Genomic DNA, 15,142 nt, shown 5'->3' on the forward strand with positions numbered 1-15,142 from the left:
TCGCGGAGCCGATGCCGACTCCGATGCCAACGCCAACGCCAACGCCAACGCCAACGCCAACGCCGACGAACGGAGCCGGGCCCGCGAACCGGTCGCCCGGGGTCACTCGGCGGCGGTCTGCTCGAACCAGGTGGGCGCGTCGGACAGGGCCTGCTTGATGCGGTGCTGCGAGAACTCGTGGAGCCGGGGCAGCGCGTCCACGTCGAACCACGCCACTTCCAGCGACTCGTCGTCGTTGACCCGCGCCTCGCCGCCGACGGCACGGCAGCGCAGGGTGATGTCCATGTACTGGCAGGTGTCGCCGTTGGGGTAGGTGACGGGCTTCAAGGCCTGCACCAGGACCACCCGCTCCACCACGCAGCGCACCGCCGTCTCCTCGAACACCTCGCGCACGGCGCACTCGGCGGGCTGCTCCCCCGGATCGGGGATGCCGCCGATGACCGACCACCTTCCGTTGTCGGAACGGCGTCCGAGCAGCACCCTTCCCTCGTCGTCGAAGACGATGGCGGTGACGCCGGGCAGCCAGAGCAGCTGCTGCCCCGCGTCGGCACGGAGTGTGGTGATGAAGTCAGGAGTGGCCATGGACCGACCCTAACGGTGCCGCGCCACCGGCCGTGGCGGCGGCGGGTGTTACCCCTGCCGGGCCTTCCTGGCGCGCACCGCGGACGTCACGGCCCAGCCGAGTCCGCCCGCCGCGAGCAGCACGAGGATGCCCTCGGGCAGCACGCCGAGCTTCGTCGCGGGGGTCTGCGACGAGCGCAGCGGAACGTCCTCGACGAGCGTGTCGGCGGTGTACCACTTCGTCTTCGCGACCACCTCGCCGTCCGGCATGATCACGGCGCTGACGCCGCTGGTCACCGGGACGGTCACGGCGCGGCTGTGCTCGACGGCGCGGATCCGGGACATCGCGAGCTGCTGGTAGGTCATCTCGCTGCGGTCGAACGTGGCGTTGTTGCTCGGCACCGAGATCAGCTGCGCGCCGTGGGTGACGGTGTCGCGCACGGCCCAGTCGAAGGCCGCCTCGTAGCAGGTGGCGATGCCCACCTTGGTGCCCGCCATGGTGAAGACGCCCGGCTCGCCGCCCCGGCTGAAGTCCTGCCGCACCTTGTCGATGTCGCTGCTGAACAGGCCGATGAAGGAGCGCAGCGGGATGTACTCGCCGAACGGCTGGATCTGCCGCTTGTCGTACGTGGAGGTGGGGCCCTTGTCCGGGTCCCACAGGATCTGCTCGTTGAAGAGCTTGCCGTCCTTGGTCTCGACGACACCGCCCACCGAGAGCGGCACCCCGACGGCCTTGACCGCCTGGTCGATCTCCGCGCGGGCGTCGGGGTTGGTGAAGGGGTCGATGTCGGAGGAGTTCTCCGGCCACAGCACGAAGTCGGGGCGCTTGACCTTGCCCGCCTTCACCTCGTCGGCGAGCCGCTCGGTCTCGCGCACGTGGTGGTCGAGGACCGCGCGGCGCTGCGCGTTGAAGGCGAGCCCCGCGCGCGGGACGTTGCCCTGGACGGCGGCGACGGTCGCCGTGCCGTCCTCGGCCTCGTCGCTGACGAGCGGGCGCGCGGCGAAGGCTCCGGCGACCGGCACGAGCACGCTGAGCACCGCCGCGGCCGCTGCCCCGCGCCGTATGCCGCGTACGTCGAGGATGCCGTCGGCGTCGCGGGCTTCGAGGATCCTGCGGACGGTCTCGTAGAGGCCGAAGCCGCAGAGCACCACCGCGAACCCGAGGACGGGGGTGCCGCCCAGCGCGGCGAGCGGCAGGAAGACGCCGTCGGCCTGGCCGAAGGCGACCTTGCCCCAGGGGAATCCGTTGAAGGGCACGCGCGCGCGTGCCGCCTCGCCCGCGATCCACAGGGCCGCCGCCCACAGCGGGTAGCCGGGCAGCCAGGAGACGGTCGCGATGCCCGCGCCCACCAGGGCGACGAAGGCCGCCTCGACGGCGGCGAGCGCCAGCCACGGCCCCGGTCCGACCTCGACGCCGGTCCAGACGAGCAGCGGCAGCAGGAAGCCGAGCCCGAAGAGGTAGCCGAGTCCGAGCCCGGCCTTCCACGTCCGGCCGCGCAGACACCACGCGAACACGGCGAAGGCGGGCAGGGCCAGCCACCACAGGGTGCGGGGCGGGAAGCTTACGTAGAGCAGCACTCCGGAGAGGGCCGACGCGGCGGCGGGCACGAGACGACGCAGAACGCGCGTGGCGCGGGAGGCCTGTGCGGGCTCCGGGTCGAGCCGGTCCGGCTCGTCCACGGGAGTGGTGGTGGCGGTCACCCGGGGAGTGTACGGCGCCTCACCTGGGCGCCGACAGCGCGGTCGACAGGGCTCGGACGTGTGTCCGGCGTATCGTTCCTGCGCAACTGACTCCCGCACCGGGGCGCCAGCGGTTAGCGTGTGGCCGAGTCCCGGACGAACGGCCGGTCCGCCGCGGCGGACCCGCCCGCGCCGACCGCGCGGTCCGGGACCCGTCATACACCGGGGGGCGACGGGGTGGGGTCAACGGGGACGGCCGCTGCGGCCGGTCCGGCAGAGGCGTACGAACGACGGGGCTCGTCCGACGCCACGGGCATCGCGCTGCTCGGCGCCTGCGCGGCCTGGGCACTGATCACCGCGGGTGTCCACGGCGGCAGCCCCGAGGGCGTTCTCCTCGCCGTGCTCGCGGTGGCCGCGGGCTACGCGGGCGGCCGGATCTGCGGGGCGCTGCTCCCGGTCGCCGCTCCCTGCGCGGGCGCGCTCGCGGGCCTCGCCCTCGCCGCGGCCGCCCCGCACGTCCCGCTCGGACCCCCGTCCCCGCTCGGCCGGGCCGGTGCCACCGCCGCGCTGCTGATCCTCTCGGCGGGCGCGTCCTGCTGCGCCGCGTGGGCGGCGCGGACTCCCCCGGCGCGCCTGGCCCTGCGGCTGCTCGCGGTGGGCATCACCGGCGCGGCCGCCGCGCTCGGCTCGCTCTTCGGCTTCGTCGGCTGCGCGGTCGTGCTGCTCTGCTCGCTCGGCACGACCCTGATCCGGCGCAGGGCGCCCGCCCTCGCGGTCCTCGCGGTCGGCACGCTCCTGGTCACAGGGGTGTCCCTGGCGGTGGCCGACAGGACGCTGCCGGAGGGCCTGACGGCTCCGCTGGAGGGACAGCTCGGCCGGCATCGCGTGCTGCTGTGGCAGGACGCCCTCGACCTGGCGACGCGCGAGCCCGCCATGGGGGTGGGTCCTGGGCGGTTCGGCGAGGTCAGCCCGGTGCTCGCCGACGACGTGCTGGCCGACGGCAAACCGCACTCGGCACCGCTCCAACTGGCCTCCGAGCAGGGGATCGTCGGGGCAGCGCTGCTGGCCGCGGTGTTCTGCTGGCTGCTCTACGCCCTGTGGCGCTCGCCGCGCTCCACGCAGATCGTCCTGTCGGCGGGCGCGGCCCTCACCGCGCTGACGACCGTGGCCGCGGTGGGCAACGCGCTCAGCGTGACGGCGGTGACGACGGGCGCGGGGGTGCTCGCGGGGATCGCGACGGCACGTCCCCTCACGGACGAGCCTCCGGAGGGCACGGTGCCACGCGGACGCGTACGACAACGACGTTGAGCCGATCCGCTGTTACGCCGTGGTGGCGCGATGCCCCTCTGCCGCCCGGCGAGACCCGGGTGTTACGCCGCGTTGCCCGCGAGGCTCAGGCGGTGCCTGATGGCACGCACGGCCGCTTCGGCGTTGTCGACGGTGACCGTGAACTTGTGGCCGTCGCCGAGGCTGAGCACCACGCCCTCGCCGCGGCGGACCACGACGGCGGTGCCCTTCTCGGGCCGCCAGCGGTATCCCCAGCCGCCCCACTGCCGGGGCGTGACCGCGGGCGCGAATTCGGCGCCGACGACATGGGAGAGCGGAATGCTGCGGCGCGGCAGGCCCAGATGGCCGCAGCGCACTTCGAGGGAGTCCTTGTCGACCTTGACGGCCACATGGACGAAGGCGAGCGTCCCGAAGAGCATCAGGAGCCCGACGGCGATGCACCCGACGACGGACATCGCGAGCGGTGCCACGCCCGACGTCCACATGGAGTCGACCGCGAGCTCGATGCCGAGTGCCAGGCAGGCGGCGCCCGCGCAGGCCAGCAGCCACTGCGCGCGGTTGGTCGCGCGACCGGTCCATACGTCGGGCGGTCCTTCGGCGGTGGCCCGCTCCTCGGGGGCTTGGTCCCTCATGCCTTCGAGACTACTCACGTTCCGGTGTGAAGGCACCGCGTCGCGGAGGGTTACCCCGTCCGGGCCACGGCATCGCGCCGGTGCCCGCGCGCGGTCAGAGCGCCGTGCTGACCGCCGCGAGCATGCGCCCCTCCGCGTAGGTGAGCGCCGCCCGCGGAAGCTGCTCCTCACGCCCGCTGAGCAGCACCGTGAGGCCGGGCGACGAGGCGCCGGGAGTCGCGTGCGGGCGGTCACCTGCCCTGCGCAGCGCCTGGGCGGCGACCGCTCCGGCGGAACCGTGCAGGACGAGGGGCGGCAGGCCGGGCCGCTGCACGGCGGCGCGAATACGCTCCGCGACCAGCTCGTAATGGGTGCAGCCCAGGACGACGGCCCTTACATCGGGCGGGGTCAGGGCGGCCGCGGCGGCGATCGTCTCGTCGATGGCCCGCTCGTCGGCGTACTGCACGGCGTCGGCGAGGCCGGGACAGGGCACCTCGGTGACGGCGACGCCGCCCGCGAACTGCTCGATGAGGCCGCGCTGGTAGGGGCTGCCGGTGGTGGCGGGGGTGGCCCAGATGGCCACCGGACCGCCGCCCGCGACGGCGGGCTTGATCGCCGGCACGGTCCCGATGACCGGGAGACCGGGCTCCAGGCGGGCCCGCAGCGCGGGCAGCGCGTGCACGGATGCGGTGTTGCAGGCGACGATCAGCGCGTCGGGACGGTGGGCCGCGGCGGCCTCGGCGACGGTCAAAGAGCGCCCGGTGATGTCCTCCGGAGTGCGCGGTCCCCAGGGCAGTCCGTCCGGGTCGGAGGAGAGAACGATCTCGGCGTCGGGCCGCAGGCGACGTACCTCGGCGGCCGCGGCGAGCAGTCCGATACCGGAGTCCATGAGCGCGATCTTCACCCGGTCACCATAGTCGATGGGCCCCACGAGCCCCGTGGTGTGGGGCAGACTTCGGCGGATGAGCGCCGTTGCGTTGACCGCCACCGGATCGCTTGCCGCGTGGCTGTGGCTGTTGTTGGGGCAGGGCTTCTTCTGGCGTACGGACGTGCGTCTGCCACCGCGCGGGGAACCCTCCCGCTGGCCCTCGGTCTGTGTCGTCGTCCCCGCGCGCGACGAGGCGGCCGTCCTGCCCGACAGCCTGCCCTCGCTCCTCTCCCAGGACTATCCGGGGCGGGCCGAGATCTTCCTTGTCGACGACGGCAGTTCGGACGGCACCGGCGAAGTGGCGCGCGCCCTCGCCGAGCGGCACGGCGGCCTGCCGCTGACCGTGGGCTCGCCCGGTGAGCCGCCCCCGGGCTGGACGGGCAAGCTCTGGGCGGTACGCCACGGCATCGGCCTGGCACGCGCGCGTGAGCCCGAGTACCTGCTCCTGACGGACGCGGACATCGCCCATGAACCGGACAGCCTGCGGGGGCTGGTGGCCGCGGCGGGCACGGGCGGCTTCGACCTCGTCTCGCAGATGGCCAGGCTGCGGGTGGTCAGTGTCTGGGAGCGCCTGGTGGTCCCCGCGTTCGTCTACTTCTTCGCGCAGCTCTATCCCTTCCGGTGGATCGCCCGGCAGGGCTCGCGGACGGCCGCCGCCGCGGGCGGCTGTGTGCTGCTGCGCGCGGACGCGGCCGAGCGGGCGCGGATCCCCGACGCCATCCGGCACGCGGTGATCGACGACGTGGCGCTCGCCCGCGCGGTCAAGCGCTCCGGCGGCCACATCTGGCTCGGCCTCGCCGAGCGCGTCGACAGCGTCCGCCCCTATCCGCGCCTCGGCGACCTGTGGCGGATGGTCTCGCGCAGCGCGTACGCCCAGCTGCGGCACAACCCGCTCCTGCTCGTCGGCACGGTCGCGGGCCTCGCCCTGGTCTACCTCGCGCCGCCGGTGGCCCTGCTCGCGGGCCTGGCGGCGGGGGACGCGGCCGCGGCGACGGCCGGCGGGCTCGCCTGGCTGGTGATGACCGCGACGTATCTGCCGATGCTCCGCTACTACCGCCAGCCCTTCTGGCTCGCGCCGCTGCTGCCCGGCACCGCGTTCCTGTACCTCCTGATGACGGTGGACTCGGCGGTGCAGCACTACAGGGGGCGAGGGGCGCAGTGGAAGGGGCGCACGTACGCGCGCCCGGACACCACCTCGTCCGCGCCCTCCCCCGAACAGCATTGACCGGGTGCCGCCCGGCCGGGCGGCACGTTCCGCGGGGTCACTTCCTGCCGGGCGTCCAGTTCATGCCCCACCCGTAGGCGTGGTCGATGGTCCGCTGGGGGCTGACGCCCCGGTCGGGGACGAGGTAGCGGACCTCGCGCTGGACGACGAGGTCGCCGCCGTCGCTCGTGAGCAGGGCGAGCGCGCACACGGTGGAGGGGACCGTGCACTCGTCGAGGGAGAACTCGACCGGTGCGCCGTGCTGCGGCTGGAGGGTGACCGTGGCGTTGAGGTCGGCGAAGCTCCGCGCGCCTTCGTAGATGGTCACGAAGATGACGATGCGGCGGAAGTCCTTGATGTGGTCCAGGTTGATGGTGAGGTTCTCGCCGCTGCTGACCGCGCCGGTGCGGTCGTCGCCGTCGAGCAGCATGTACGGCGGCTGGTGCAGCGCTCCGAAGGCGTTGCCGAGCGCCTGGACGACTCCCTTGCGGCCGTCGGCGAGTTCGTAGAGCGCGCACAGGTCGAGGTCGAGGTCGGCGTGCATGGCGACGGCCCTGCCGAGCTTCGCGCCCCACCCCTTGAACTGCTTGCGCACCTGCCAGTTGAGGTTCACGCGCATGCCGCCCGAGGTGCCGCCCTGCTTCCTGAGCGAGACGGAAGGGGCGTCCTTGGTCAGCGTGACCTTGGTGAGGCGCACGGGCTCCGGCGCGGGGGCCGCCGGGGGCGGCGGAGCGGCGGGGGCCGGGGCCGTGACGGGCGGGGCGACGGGTGCGGGGGCCGCCGGGGGCGCGGGCGGCGCGGCCGGGACACTGGCCGCGACGGGCGCCGCCTGCTGCGGTTCGTCCACCGTGATGCCGTAGTCCGTGGCGAGTCCTTCGAGGCCGCTGCCGTACCCCTGGCCCACGGCGCGGAACTTCCAGGCGCCCTGGCGCCGGTAGAGCTCGCCGAGGACGAAGGCCGTCTCCACGGTCGCGTCGGCGCTGTCGTAGCGCGCGAGTTCGGCGCCGCTCGCCGCGTCGAGCACCCGGACGTACAGCCCCGGAATCTGTCCGAAAGTGCCCCCGTCGGCCGAGGCGGCGAGCACCACGGTCTCGATGGCGGGCTCCACGCGCGCGAGGTCGACGGCGAGCACGTCGGTCACACCGGTCGCGGTGCGCTGTTTGCCCTCGTGCCGCACCGCGCCCGAGGCGTGCGCCGGCTGGTTGTAGAAGACGAAGTCCGCGTCCGAGCGGACCTTGCCCGAAGAGCCCAGCAAGAGTGCGGAGGCGTCCGCGTCGGGCGCGCCGGGAGCGGCACCCCAGCCCAATTCGACCCGCACCGCCGGTGCGGGCACCGGCACATTCGATCCTTTAGACATTGTCATGTCCGCCCCCATCACAAGTCGACGCGTCCGGCGGGGCCGCCGATTCGTTCATGACCAACCTATTACCCGGACCCCGAAGTGCCGCACGGCGGCCTTCGACGGCTTTTCGATACCGCGTTCGAGAGGCCACTCGCCGCCCCGCGGTCAACCGCGGGTAACACGCCGGGAACTCGGCCTTTACACGATCCCTACGCCGTTCGGCGACCGATTTTGCCAAGTTCGCTCGCATTGGGGATCCGCAGTCACTGCCGACACGTAAAACAACCCTCTTATCGGTCTCCCCAACCAGCACATCAAGGGCTTAACTTATGGAGCATGACCTCCCCCCGCTCCACCTATGGCGGCGGTTACTACTCCGCGCCGTCCTTCCCGGACACTCCGATCTACGACTCTCTCGTCGCAGAGCGGGGCACTCCTCAGATCGCCCCGATTCGAGTTCCGTCCGCGTACGACACCGGCAGTCACCTGCCCGCCCTTCCGGCCGCGTTGCCCGCACTTCCGGCCGCGCCCTCCCATCCGAACCCGGCGTACGGCTACCAGTCGGCCCCGCAGCCCGCACCGCTGCAACAGGCTCCCGCGCCGTACATCCCGCAGCAGGCCGCCGCGCCCCGTGGCTATCCGGGCGCCCAGCCCCAGCGGCCCGCCACCGGCACGGGCTACGAGGCGATGCGCCCCGCGGCGCCCCGCCCGGCCCCGGCGCCGTACGAGGATCCGTACAACCGCCCCTACCGCGGCTACTGATCGCCCGCGGACTTTCCTGTCAGTGGCTGCTGGCAGGATGGCCGCATGCCGAATCCAGCACTGCGCTCGATCCACGTCCACCCGCTCAAGGCGGCCCGGGGGCACGCACCGCGTGAGGCCGTCGTCGAGCCCTGGGGGCTCGCGGGTGACCGTCGATGGCTGCTGGTCGACAGCGACGGGCGGTTCGTCTCGCAACGACCGCATCCGCGGATGGCGTTGACCGCCGTCGAGCAACTGCCCGACGGCGGCATTCGCGTGTCCGCACCCGGCCTGGAACCGCTGACGATCGCGGTGCCCGAGCCCGTCGGGACCGTCACGGTGGAGATCTGGCGGGACAAGGTCGAGGCGGTCCCCGCCGACCCGGTGGCGGACGCCTGGTTCAGCGCCCACCTCGACGCGGAGGTGCGTCTCGTCCACCTCGACGACCCCGCGAAGCGGCGCCCCATCGATCCGGCGTACGCCAAGGAAGGCGAGACGGTCAGCTTTGCCGACGGGTATCCGCTGCTGCTCACCACGCTCTCCTCGCTGGACGCGCTGAACTCGCTGATCGCCCAGGGCGATCACGCCGACGAGGGCCCGCTGCCGATGAACAGGTTCCGGCCGAACGTGGTGGTCGACGGCACCCCGCCCTGGGCCGAGGACGACTGGTCGCGCCTCGCCATCGGCGACGTCACCTTCCGCGTCACCAAGATGTGCGGGCGCTGCGTGGTGACCACCACCGACCAGGACACCGCGGAGCGCGGCAAGGAACCGCTGCGTACGCTCGCGCGCCACCGCCGATTCGGCGACCAACTCGTCTTCGGGCAGAACCTGGTACCCGAATCGACCGGTGTGCTGCGCGTCGGTGATCCGGTCACCATTCTTGAATGATCACCGCCCGGGTGGGGAACTCGAAGGCGGAGCACGGACGTTGAGCGACGTGGAATTATGGAGAAGGGCGACGAAGAGCGACGTCCGGAGTGATGCCGCTCTCTCTTTCCCCACCTGAGCGTGGGCCGTGCCGTTCGGTCGAGACGGACGCGGAAGGGGGTGCAGGACCGTGCGAGCGATCGCCGGACTCTGGCGCTGGCGGCACAATCCGCTGCGCCGCAGGACCGATCTCGTCGAGGCATGGGTGGCGTTCGCCGCCCTGGTGCTGATCGTCGTGGCCGTCCCGGTGGCCGCGGCGGTGACCACGGAGCTGACGCGCGACGCCCTGCTGACCTCCATCCGGCACCAGCGCGAGAGCCGCCACGAGACCGTGGCCACGGTCACCGCGAAGGTCGCCTCTCCCCCGGTCGACCCCGATCCGGAGACCTCGTCGGCGCGGGACTCGCACAGCCGCGTGCTCGCCCACTGGCTCGCGCCGGACGGCATCGAGCGCTCGGGGCTCGTCATGTCCGACCTCAAGACCCCGCGTCCCGGCGACCGTTTCACGATCTGGACCGACCGGAGCGGCCGCGTCGTCGGCACGCCGCTGGACGGCGCCACCGCGACGACCCATGCGGTGCTCGCCGGATTCGGCGCGGCCACGGCGGCGGCGGGACTTGTCGAGGGGACCAGGAAGCTGATCCTCTGGCGCATCGTCCGCGGACGTTATGCCCGTTGGGACCAGGCATGGGACAACGCGGGCCCGGACTGGGGCAGGACCGGCACCGGGTCCTGAGCGACCCACGGACGCGGTCACGCAGGTGAGAAGCCTGGGCATCGGGTCAACTCGCCCTGCCCACGCGCGCTACGGTGGACCGGCCGAACTCTTCGGCTCCTTGCGCGTCGCCGCGGCACGACACGGCCATCGACGCAAGATCCCGCGTACGACGAGGTGGGGGCAGAGCAACTCCATGGCACAGGGCACGGTCCAGGTGACGCACACCGGCACGTCGCGGTGGCGGCGCCGCACCGGCGAATACGCATCGCTCGCCGCTGCCTTGGAGGCCGCGAGCGACGGGGACGTACTGACCGTCAGCGCGGGCACCTACCGCGAGAACCTCGTCATACAGCGCGCGGTGACCCTGCGCGGCCCGGAGGGCTCCCCCGGCTCGGTGCGCATCGCGCCGTCCGAGGGCGTGCCGCTCACCGTCCGTGCCTCCGCCCTCGTCCAGGACCTGCACATCGAGGGCCAGGACTCCTCCGCGCCCGCGCTGCTCGTCGAGGACGGCGCCCCCGAGCTCACCGACATCCGGATCGTGACGCGCTCCGCGGCCGGTCTCGAAGTGCGCGGCGGCGCGCGCCCGACCGTCCGCCGCTGCACCGTGGACAACCCCGGCGGCATCGGCATCGCCGTGCTCGACGGGGGCGGCGGTGTCTACGAGGAGTGCGAGATCGTCGCGGCGGGCCAGTCCGGCGTCGCGGTGCGCGGCGGCGCGCATCCCCGTCTGGAGCGCTGCCGCGTGCACCACGCATCGGGCGCGGGACTCTCGGCGACCGGTGAGCACACCGGCCTGGAGGCCATCGGCTGCGAGGTGTACGAGGTCAAGGGCACCGGGGTGCAGATCACCGGGCGGGCCACGGCGCATCTGACCGACTGCGACGTGCACCGCACCACGTCCGACGGCGTCACGCTCGACACGGACGCCGTGCTCACCCTCGCCGACTGCCGCATCCACGACATCCCGGAGAACGCGATCGACCTGCGTTCGCGCTCGGTGCTCACGCTGACCCGGTCCACGGTGCGCCAGTTCGGGCGCAACGGCCTCTCGGTGTGGGACCCGGGCACGCGCGTGGACGCCAATCAGTGCGAGATCCACGACAGTACGGGCGACTACCCGGCGGTGTGGGTCAGCGACGGCGCGACCGCCGTCCTGGAGTCCTGCCGGGTGCACGACGTGCCCGACGCCCTGTTCGTCCTGGACCGCGGCTCGCGCGCCGACGTCGTCGACAGCGACCTCTCCCAGGTGCGCAACACCGCGGTGTCGGTGAGCGACGGCGCGACGGCGCAGCTCGACGACTGCCGCATCCGCGAGGCCGCCACGGGCGCCTGGTTCCGCGACCACGGCAGCGGCGGCACGCTGGCCAACTGCACGGTCGACGGCGTGCAGACCGGCGTGATCGTCACCAAGGGCGCGGACCCCACCCTGGAACGCTGCACGGTCGACTCGCCCGCCGAGGCGGGCTTCTACGTCTCCGCGGGCGGCCGCGGCACCTTCCACGGCTGCCGGGTCTCCGGCAGCGGCGGGTACGGCTTCCACGTCATCGACGGGTGCCGTACGACGCTGCGCAAGTGCCGTACGGAGCGGTGTGCGCGGGGCGGCTTCGAGTTCTCGGAGGAGGGGCCGCTGGTCGAGGACTGCACGAGCGACGAGAGCGGCGGCCTGCGCGCCCCCGGCGCCGCGCCGCAGGAGACGCCCGCCGTTCAGACGGCCACGCAGACCGCCGGGCTGCTCGGCTCGGTGCCCGCCCAGCAGGCCCCGCAGGCGGCCGCGCCCGAGCAGCCGGCCGCCCGCGCCTCGAACGAGGTGCTCGGCGAACTGGACGCGCTGGTCGGCCTGGACAGCGTCAAGCGCGAGGTGCGCGCCCTCACCGACATGATCGAGGTGGGCAGGCGCAGGCAGCAGGCCGGGCTCAAGGCCGCCTCGGTCCGGCGCCATCTGGTCTTCACCGGCTCACCCGGCACGGGCAAGACGACCGTCGCCCGGCTCTACGGCGAGATCCTCGCCTCGCTCGGTGTCCTGGAGAGCGGCCATCTCGTGGAGGTGTCCCGGGTCGACCTGGTCGGCGAGCACATCGGTTCGACGGCGATCCGTACGCAGGAGGCCTTCGACCGGGCGCGCGGCGGAGTGCTGTTCATCGACGAGGCGTACGCGCTGTCGCCCGAGGACTCCGGGCGTGACTTCGGCCGTGAGGCCATCGACACGCTGGTGAAGCTGATGGAGGACCACCGCGAGGCCGTCGTGGTGATCGTCGCGGGCTACACCGAGGAGATGCGGCGCTTCCTCTCGGTCAACCCCGGTGTGGCGTCCCGTTTCTCGCGGACCATCACCTTCAGCGACTACCAGCCCGAGGAACTGCTGCGGATCGTGGAGCAGCAGGCCGACGAGCACGAGTACCGGCTCGGCACCGGCGCGACCGAGGCGCTCCTGAAGTACTTCACCGCGCTCCCCAAGGGTCCCGCGTTCGGCAACGGCCGCACCGCGCGGCAGACCTTCGAGGCGATGGTGGAGCGGCACGCGGGGCGGGTCGCCCAGGTCGGCGAGCCGAGCACGGACGATCTCACCCTGCTGTATCCGGAGGATCTGCCGGAGCTGGTGTGACGGGCTGCGGAGCGGCGTCCGTGCCCGGCGGGCGCGGCGCGGGCACGCCGTGCTTCAGGCGGGCGAGCAGCCGGGCGCGCTCCTCGGCGAAGGCCGGGTCGGCCTGGTAGTCGCCGTGGCCGAGGATCGGCGCGGGCAGCGGGTGCGCCTCCGTACGGCCGTAGGCGAGCGGGTCCTTCAGGGGTGCGCGGTCGACCTGTGGGCCGCATTCGCCGGGCAGTCGTACGGGGCCGCCGATCGGGTCCGTGGTCCGGTACAGATTGCGCCAGCAGTCGACCTCGCGGTGCAGTGAGGTGAGGGCGGCCGGGCCGAAGTGGGCGGGGAACCAGCGGCCGTAGAGCCGCTCCAGGGGCGAGCCGTAGGTGAGCAGGGCGACGCGCCTGCGGACCGAGGGGCGCAGCTGCCAGGCGGCGGCCGCGGCCAGGACGCTGCCCTGGGAGTGCCCGGAGAGCACGAGCCTGCCGCCCGTGGAACGCGTCCAGGCCGCCATGCGCCAGGTGAGGTCGGGCACGGCGCGCTCGGCGTAGCAGGGCGGCGCGAAGGGGTGGGCGGCGCGCGGCCAGAAGGTGCCGACGTCCCAGAGGATGCCGATGGTGCGGCGGGCCGACGGGTCGCGGTAGGCGCGGCGGCCCCAGGTGACGAAGAGTATGAAGCCGAGGCCGATCAGCCAGGAGCCGAGCGCCTGCGCGGTCTGCGCGGCCGCGGCCACCACGTCGGGCTCGCCCCGCGCGGCCTTGCCCGGTACCTGCCCGGTCAGCCACGCGCCGACGAGGGCGGCCGCGCCGAGCAGCAGCGTCACCGCGGAGATGATGCCGACGAGCACGGGCCCGTGGTCGGTGAGGGCGGCACGCGCGCGCTTGCTCGCGATGCGCCGGGTGCGCTCGGAGTCCTCGCGCTCCTCCTCGTCCGGGTAGTCGAGGGCCACCTTCGCCATCTCGCGGTGCTTGAGCCGCAGCGTGCGCACGCCGAACCAGGCGCAGAGCAGCGCGACGACGACGAGGAGCGGCGGGATCACGGACGCCTGCCAGGTCAGCAGGACCGGCGGCCCGTCGATGGTGCCGCCCGCGCCGGGCGTGCCGGAGCCGTCCAGCCAGTCGGCGACGCGCTGGGCGCCGCCGCCGGACATCACGCCGCCGAGCGCGCAGGCCAGCATGGCGACGGCGGGACCGCCGAAACCGCGGATGGCGGTGCGCGCGTCGGGCGAGGTGCGGAACAGGACGTACGCGGCCACCGCGAGGGCGAGGACCAGCACGCCCTGCACGAGCGCGATGCCGCCGAACGTCGCGTCGCCGGGCAGCCGTCCCGTGGAGCGCCAGCCGGGGCGCGACCAGCCCGCGTAGAGCAGGACGAGGACGAGCAGGACGAGCGCGCTCACCGGCAGCCAGCGCACCAGGGTCTTGTCGAGCCTGCGGTCGAGCTTGTTCTCGCTGCGTCCCCTGCGGCACACCACCCACACCACGACGGCCCCGCCGAGCACCAGGGTCGAGTTCAGGAGCCAGCCGAGGGAGTCGAGCAGGCCGAGGCCGCCGGGGCGCCGGTCGGCACGGGCGGCCGGGGCGCCGACCGCGGCGGCGACGGTGAGGAATCCGGCGGCCGTGTGGGCCGCGCGCAGCCGGGCCACCAGCCTGCGGCCGTACCAGAACCCGGGCCTGCCGAGCGCGGTGCGGCTGGTCTCCTCCTCCGGGTCGGCCTGGTGGGGCAGCGGCTGCACGGACTCGTAGGCGCTCCAGGTGCGGTGCGAGAGGTACCAGAGGAGGCCGGTGAGCGCGGCGGGCACGAGGGCGGCGAGGGCGAGGCGGCGGCCCGGCTGGGACCACCAGCCGCCGTGTCCTGCCGCGTCGGTCGACAGGAAGCCGAGCCAGGCGCGGTCGGCGGTGCACCGGGGGGTGCCCGCGCACTGCCAGGCCGTCAGGTCGAGCGCGACCTCGCAGGCGGCGGCGACGAGCAGCACGGTGAGGGTGAGCCCGGTGAGGCGGACCAGGAGGCCGTAGGTGCGCACGAGGCGCTTGCGGTGGCGGGAGGTGGGGCGCATCCAGTGCGCGAGGTTGACCACCATGAAGGGCAGCAGCAGGAGCCACAGGGCGCGCGAGCCGTTGCCCGAGGTGAGGTTGCACCAGACGTACGCCTCGGGCACGGGTTTGCCGCGGTAGTCGTCGGGGCGCCGCTCGGCGTCGACGTCCTCCGTGCGGCGGAAGACGGCCGCCGTCTCGTCGCCGGAGACCCGCACGGTCCGCGGGTCGCCGAGCATCTCTTCCGGTGTGGTTCCCCCGACTCCATGGACCAGGAGTTCCAGGGCGGTCTCGTCCTGTGTCGCACGCTCCACTGTTCTCCCCCGAGATGCGTGATGTCTGGGGACAAGGATCCCGGCTCGCGGGTCCGTGCGCACCCACCGTCACGGAATCTCCCCCTTACCGTGTCGCGCCGTTCCGGCCGGTCACGCACTGCGGGCGGTGGCACGGGCGTGGGTGGCGCGTGCGAGGATGAGGCAGCGCGCCGGACGGGCGCGCGGGGTGTGACGAGGCGGAAGGGCCGGACCGG

The 15,142-nt window shown here is 73.5% G+C and carries 12 protein-coding genes; 6 read left to right on the forward strand and 6 right to left on the reverse strand.

What is annotated here, in order from left to right; all coding sequences use genetic code 11:
- Positions 1-102: 102 nt before the first annotated feature.
- Complete coding sequence (locus ACIO9J_RS03895; protein WP_401992020.1) at positions 103-582, reverse strand: NUDIX hydrolase; 480 nt, start codon at positions 580-582, stop codon at positions 103-105.
- Positions 583-630: 48 nt separating this feature from the next.
- Positions 631-2,262: an apolipoprotein N-acyltransferase gene (gene lnt / locus ACIO9J_RS03900; RefSeq protein ID WP_401992023.1), complete on the reverse strand. Its 1,632-nt coding sequence runs from the start codon at positions 2,260-2,262 to the stop codon at positions 631-633.
- Between the two features lie 216 nt (positions 2,263-2,478).
- Here lnt and ACIO9J_RS03905 point away from each other — a divergent pair, with 216 nt between their 5' ends.
- Positions 2,479-3,549, forward strand: coding sequence for an O-antigen ligase family protein (locus ACIO9J_RS03905; protein ID WP_401992026.1), 1,071 nt, complete (start codon positions 2,479-2,481; stop codon positions 3,547-3,549).
- A 62-nt stretch (positions 3,550-3,611) separates the two neighbouring features.
- Here ACIO9J_RS03905 and ACIO9J_RS03910 read toward each other — a convergent pair whose 3' ends face one another.
- Both ACIO9J_RS03910 and ACIO9J_RS03915 read right to left on the reverse strand, forming a co-directional pair.
- Positions 3,612-4,160: a hypothetical protein gene (locus tag ACIO9J_RS03910; RefSeq protein WP_401992029.1), complete on the reverse strand. Its 549-nt coding sequence runs from the start codon at positions 4,158-4,160 to the stop codon at positions 3,612-3,614.
- A gap of 94 nt (positions 4,161-4,254) precedes the next feature.
- A complete protein-coding gene (locus ACIO9J_RS03915; RefSeq protein ID WP_401992032.1) occupies positions 4,255-5,043 on the reverse strand; it encodes a glutamate racemase in 789 nt (262 codons plus the stop codon).
- Positions 5,044-5,101: 58 nt separating this feature from the next.
- On the opposite strand from ACIO9J_RS03915, the gene ACIO9J_RS03920 reads away from it, so the two are divergent.
- On the forward strand, positions 5,102-6,292 hold the full coding sequence (locus ACIO9J_RS03920) for a glycosyltransferase (protein WP_401992034.1): 1,191 nt from the start codon (positions 5,102-5,104) through the stop codon (positions 6,290-6,292).
- 37 nt (positions 6,293-6,329) lie between these two features.
- Here the strand turns inward: ACIO9J_RS03920 and ACIO9J_RS03925 are convergent, their stop codons facing one another.
- Complete coding sequence (locus ACIO9J_RS03925; RefSeq protein WP_401992036.1) at positions 6,330-7,646, reverse strand: TerD family protein; 1,317 nt, start codon at positions 7,644-7,646, stop codon at positions 6,330-6,332.
- 303 nt (positions 7,647-7,949) lie between these two features.
- Here ACIO9J_RS03925 and ACIO9J_RS03930 point away from each other — a divergent pair, with 303 nt between their 5' ends.
- The 4 genes from ACIO9J_RS03930 (at position 7,950) to ACIO9J_RS03945 (ending at position 12,604) form a co-directional block, all read left to right on the forward strand.
- Positions 7,950-8,375, forward strand: coding sequence for a DUF6643 family protein (locus tag ACIO9J_RS03930; RefSeq protein ID WP_401992039.1), 426 nt, complete (start codon positions 7,950-7,952; stop codon positions 8,373-8,375).
- 45 nt (positions 8,376-8,420) lie between these two features.
- Positions 8,421-9,245: an MOSC domain-containing protein gene (locus ACIO9J_RS03935; protein ID WP_401992042.1), complete on the forward strand. Its 825-nt coding sequence runs from the start codon at positions 8,421-8,423 to the stop codon at positions 9,243-9,245.
- Positions 9,246-9,414: 169 nt separating this feature from the next.
- On the forward strand, positions 9,415-10,020 hold the full coding sequence (locus tag ACIO9J_RS03940) for a hypothetical protein (RefSeq protein ID WP_401992045.1): 606 nt from the start codon (positions 9,415-9,417) through the stop codon (positions 10,018-10,020).
- A gap of 175 nt (positions 10,021-10,195) precedes the next feature.
- A complete protein-coding gene (locus ACIO9J_RS03945; RefSeq protein WP_401992047.1) occupies positions 10,196-12,604 on the forward strand; it encodes a right-handed parallel beta-helix repeat-containing protein in 2,409 nt (802 codons plus the stop codon).
- Here the strand turns inward: ACIO9J_RS03945 and ACIO9J_RS03950 are convergent.
- The gene (locus ACIO9J_RS03950; RefSeq protein ID WP_401993047.1) at positions 12,564-14,852 is read right to left on the reverse strand and encodes a hypothetical protein; all 2,289 of its coding nucleotides are present in this window, start codon (positions 14,850-14,852) and stop codon (positions 12,564-12,566) included. The two genes, ACIO9J_RS03945 and ACIO9J_RS03950, sit on opposite strands and share 41 nt — an antisense overlap.
- Between the last annotated feature and the right edge of the window lie 290 nt (positions 14,853-15,142).

The organism is Streptomyces sp. NPDC087300 (genome assembly GCF_044744425.1).
Lineage (GTDB): Bacteria > Actinomycetota > Actinomycetes > Streptomycetales > Streptomycetaceae > Streptomyces.

Bases quoted from the DNA above. Each gene is read 5' to 3' on its own strand.
- ACIO9J_RS03895 (WP_401992020.1), bottom strand. From the start codon at position 582: ATGGCCACTCCTGACTTCATCACCACACTCCGTGCCGACGCGGGGCAG.
- ACIO9J_RS03910 (WP_401992029.1), bottom strand. From the start codon at position 4,160: ATGAGGGACCAAGCCCCCGAGGAGCGGGCCACCGCCGAAGGACCGCCC.
- ACIO9J_RS03920 (WP_401992034.1), top strand. From the start codon at position 5,102: ATGAGCGCCGTTGCGTTGACCGCCACCGGATCGCTTGCCGCGTGGCTG.
- ACIO9J_RS03925 (WP_401992036.1), bottom strand. From the start codon at position 7,646: ATGGGGGCGGACATGACAATGTCTAAAGGATCGAATGTGCCGGTGCCC.
- ACIO9J_RS03930 (WP_401992039.1), top strand. From the start codon at position 7,950: ATGACCTCCCCCCGCTCCACCTATGGCGGCGGTTACTACTCCGCGCCG.
- ACIO9J_RS03935 (WP_401992042.1), top strand. From the start codon at position 8,421: ATGCCGAATCCAGCACTGCGCTCGATCCACGTCCACCCGCTCAAGGCG.
- ACIO9J_RS03945 (WP_401992047.1), top strand. From the start codon at position 10,196: ATGGCACAGGGCACGGTCCAGGTGACGCACACCGGCACGTCGCGGTGG.
- ACIO9J_RS03950 (WP_401993047.1), bottom strand. From the start codon at position 14,852: ATGCTCGGCGACCCGCGGACCGTGCGGGTCTCCGGCGACGAGACGGCG.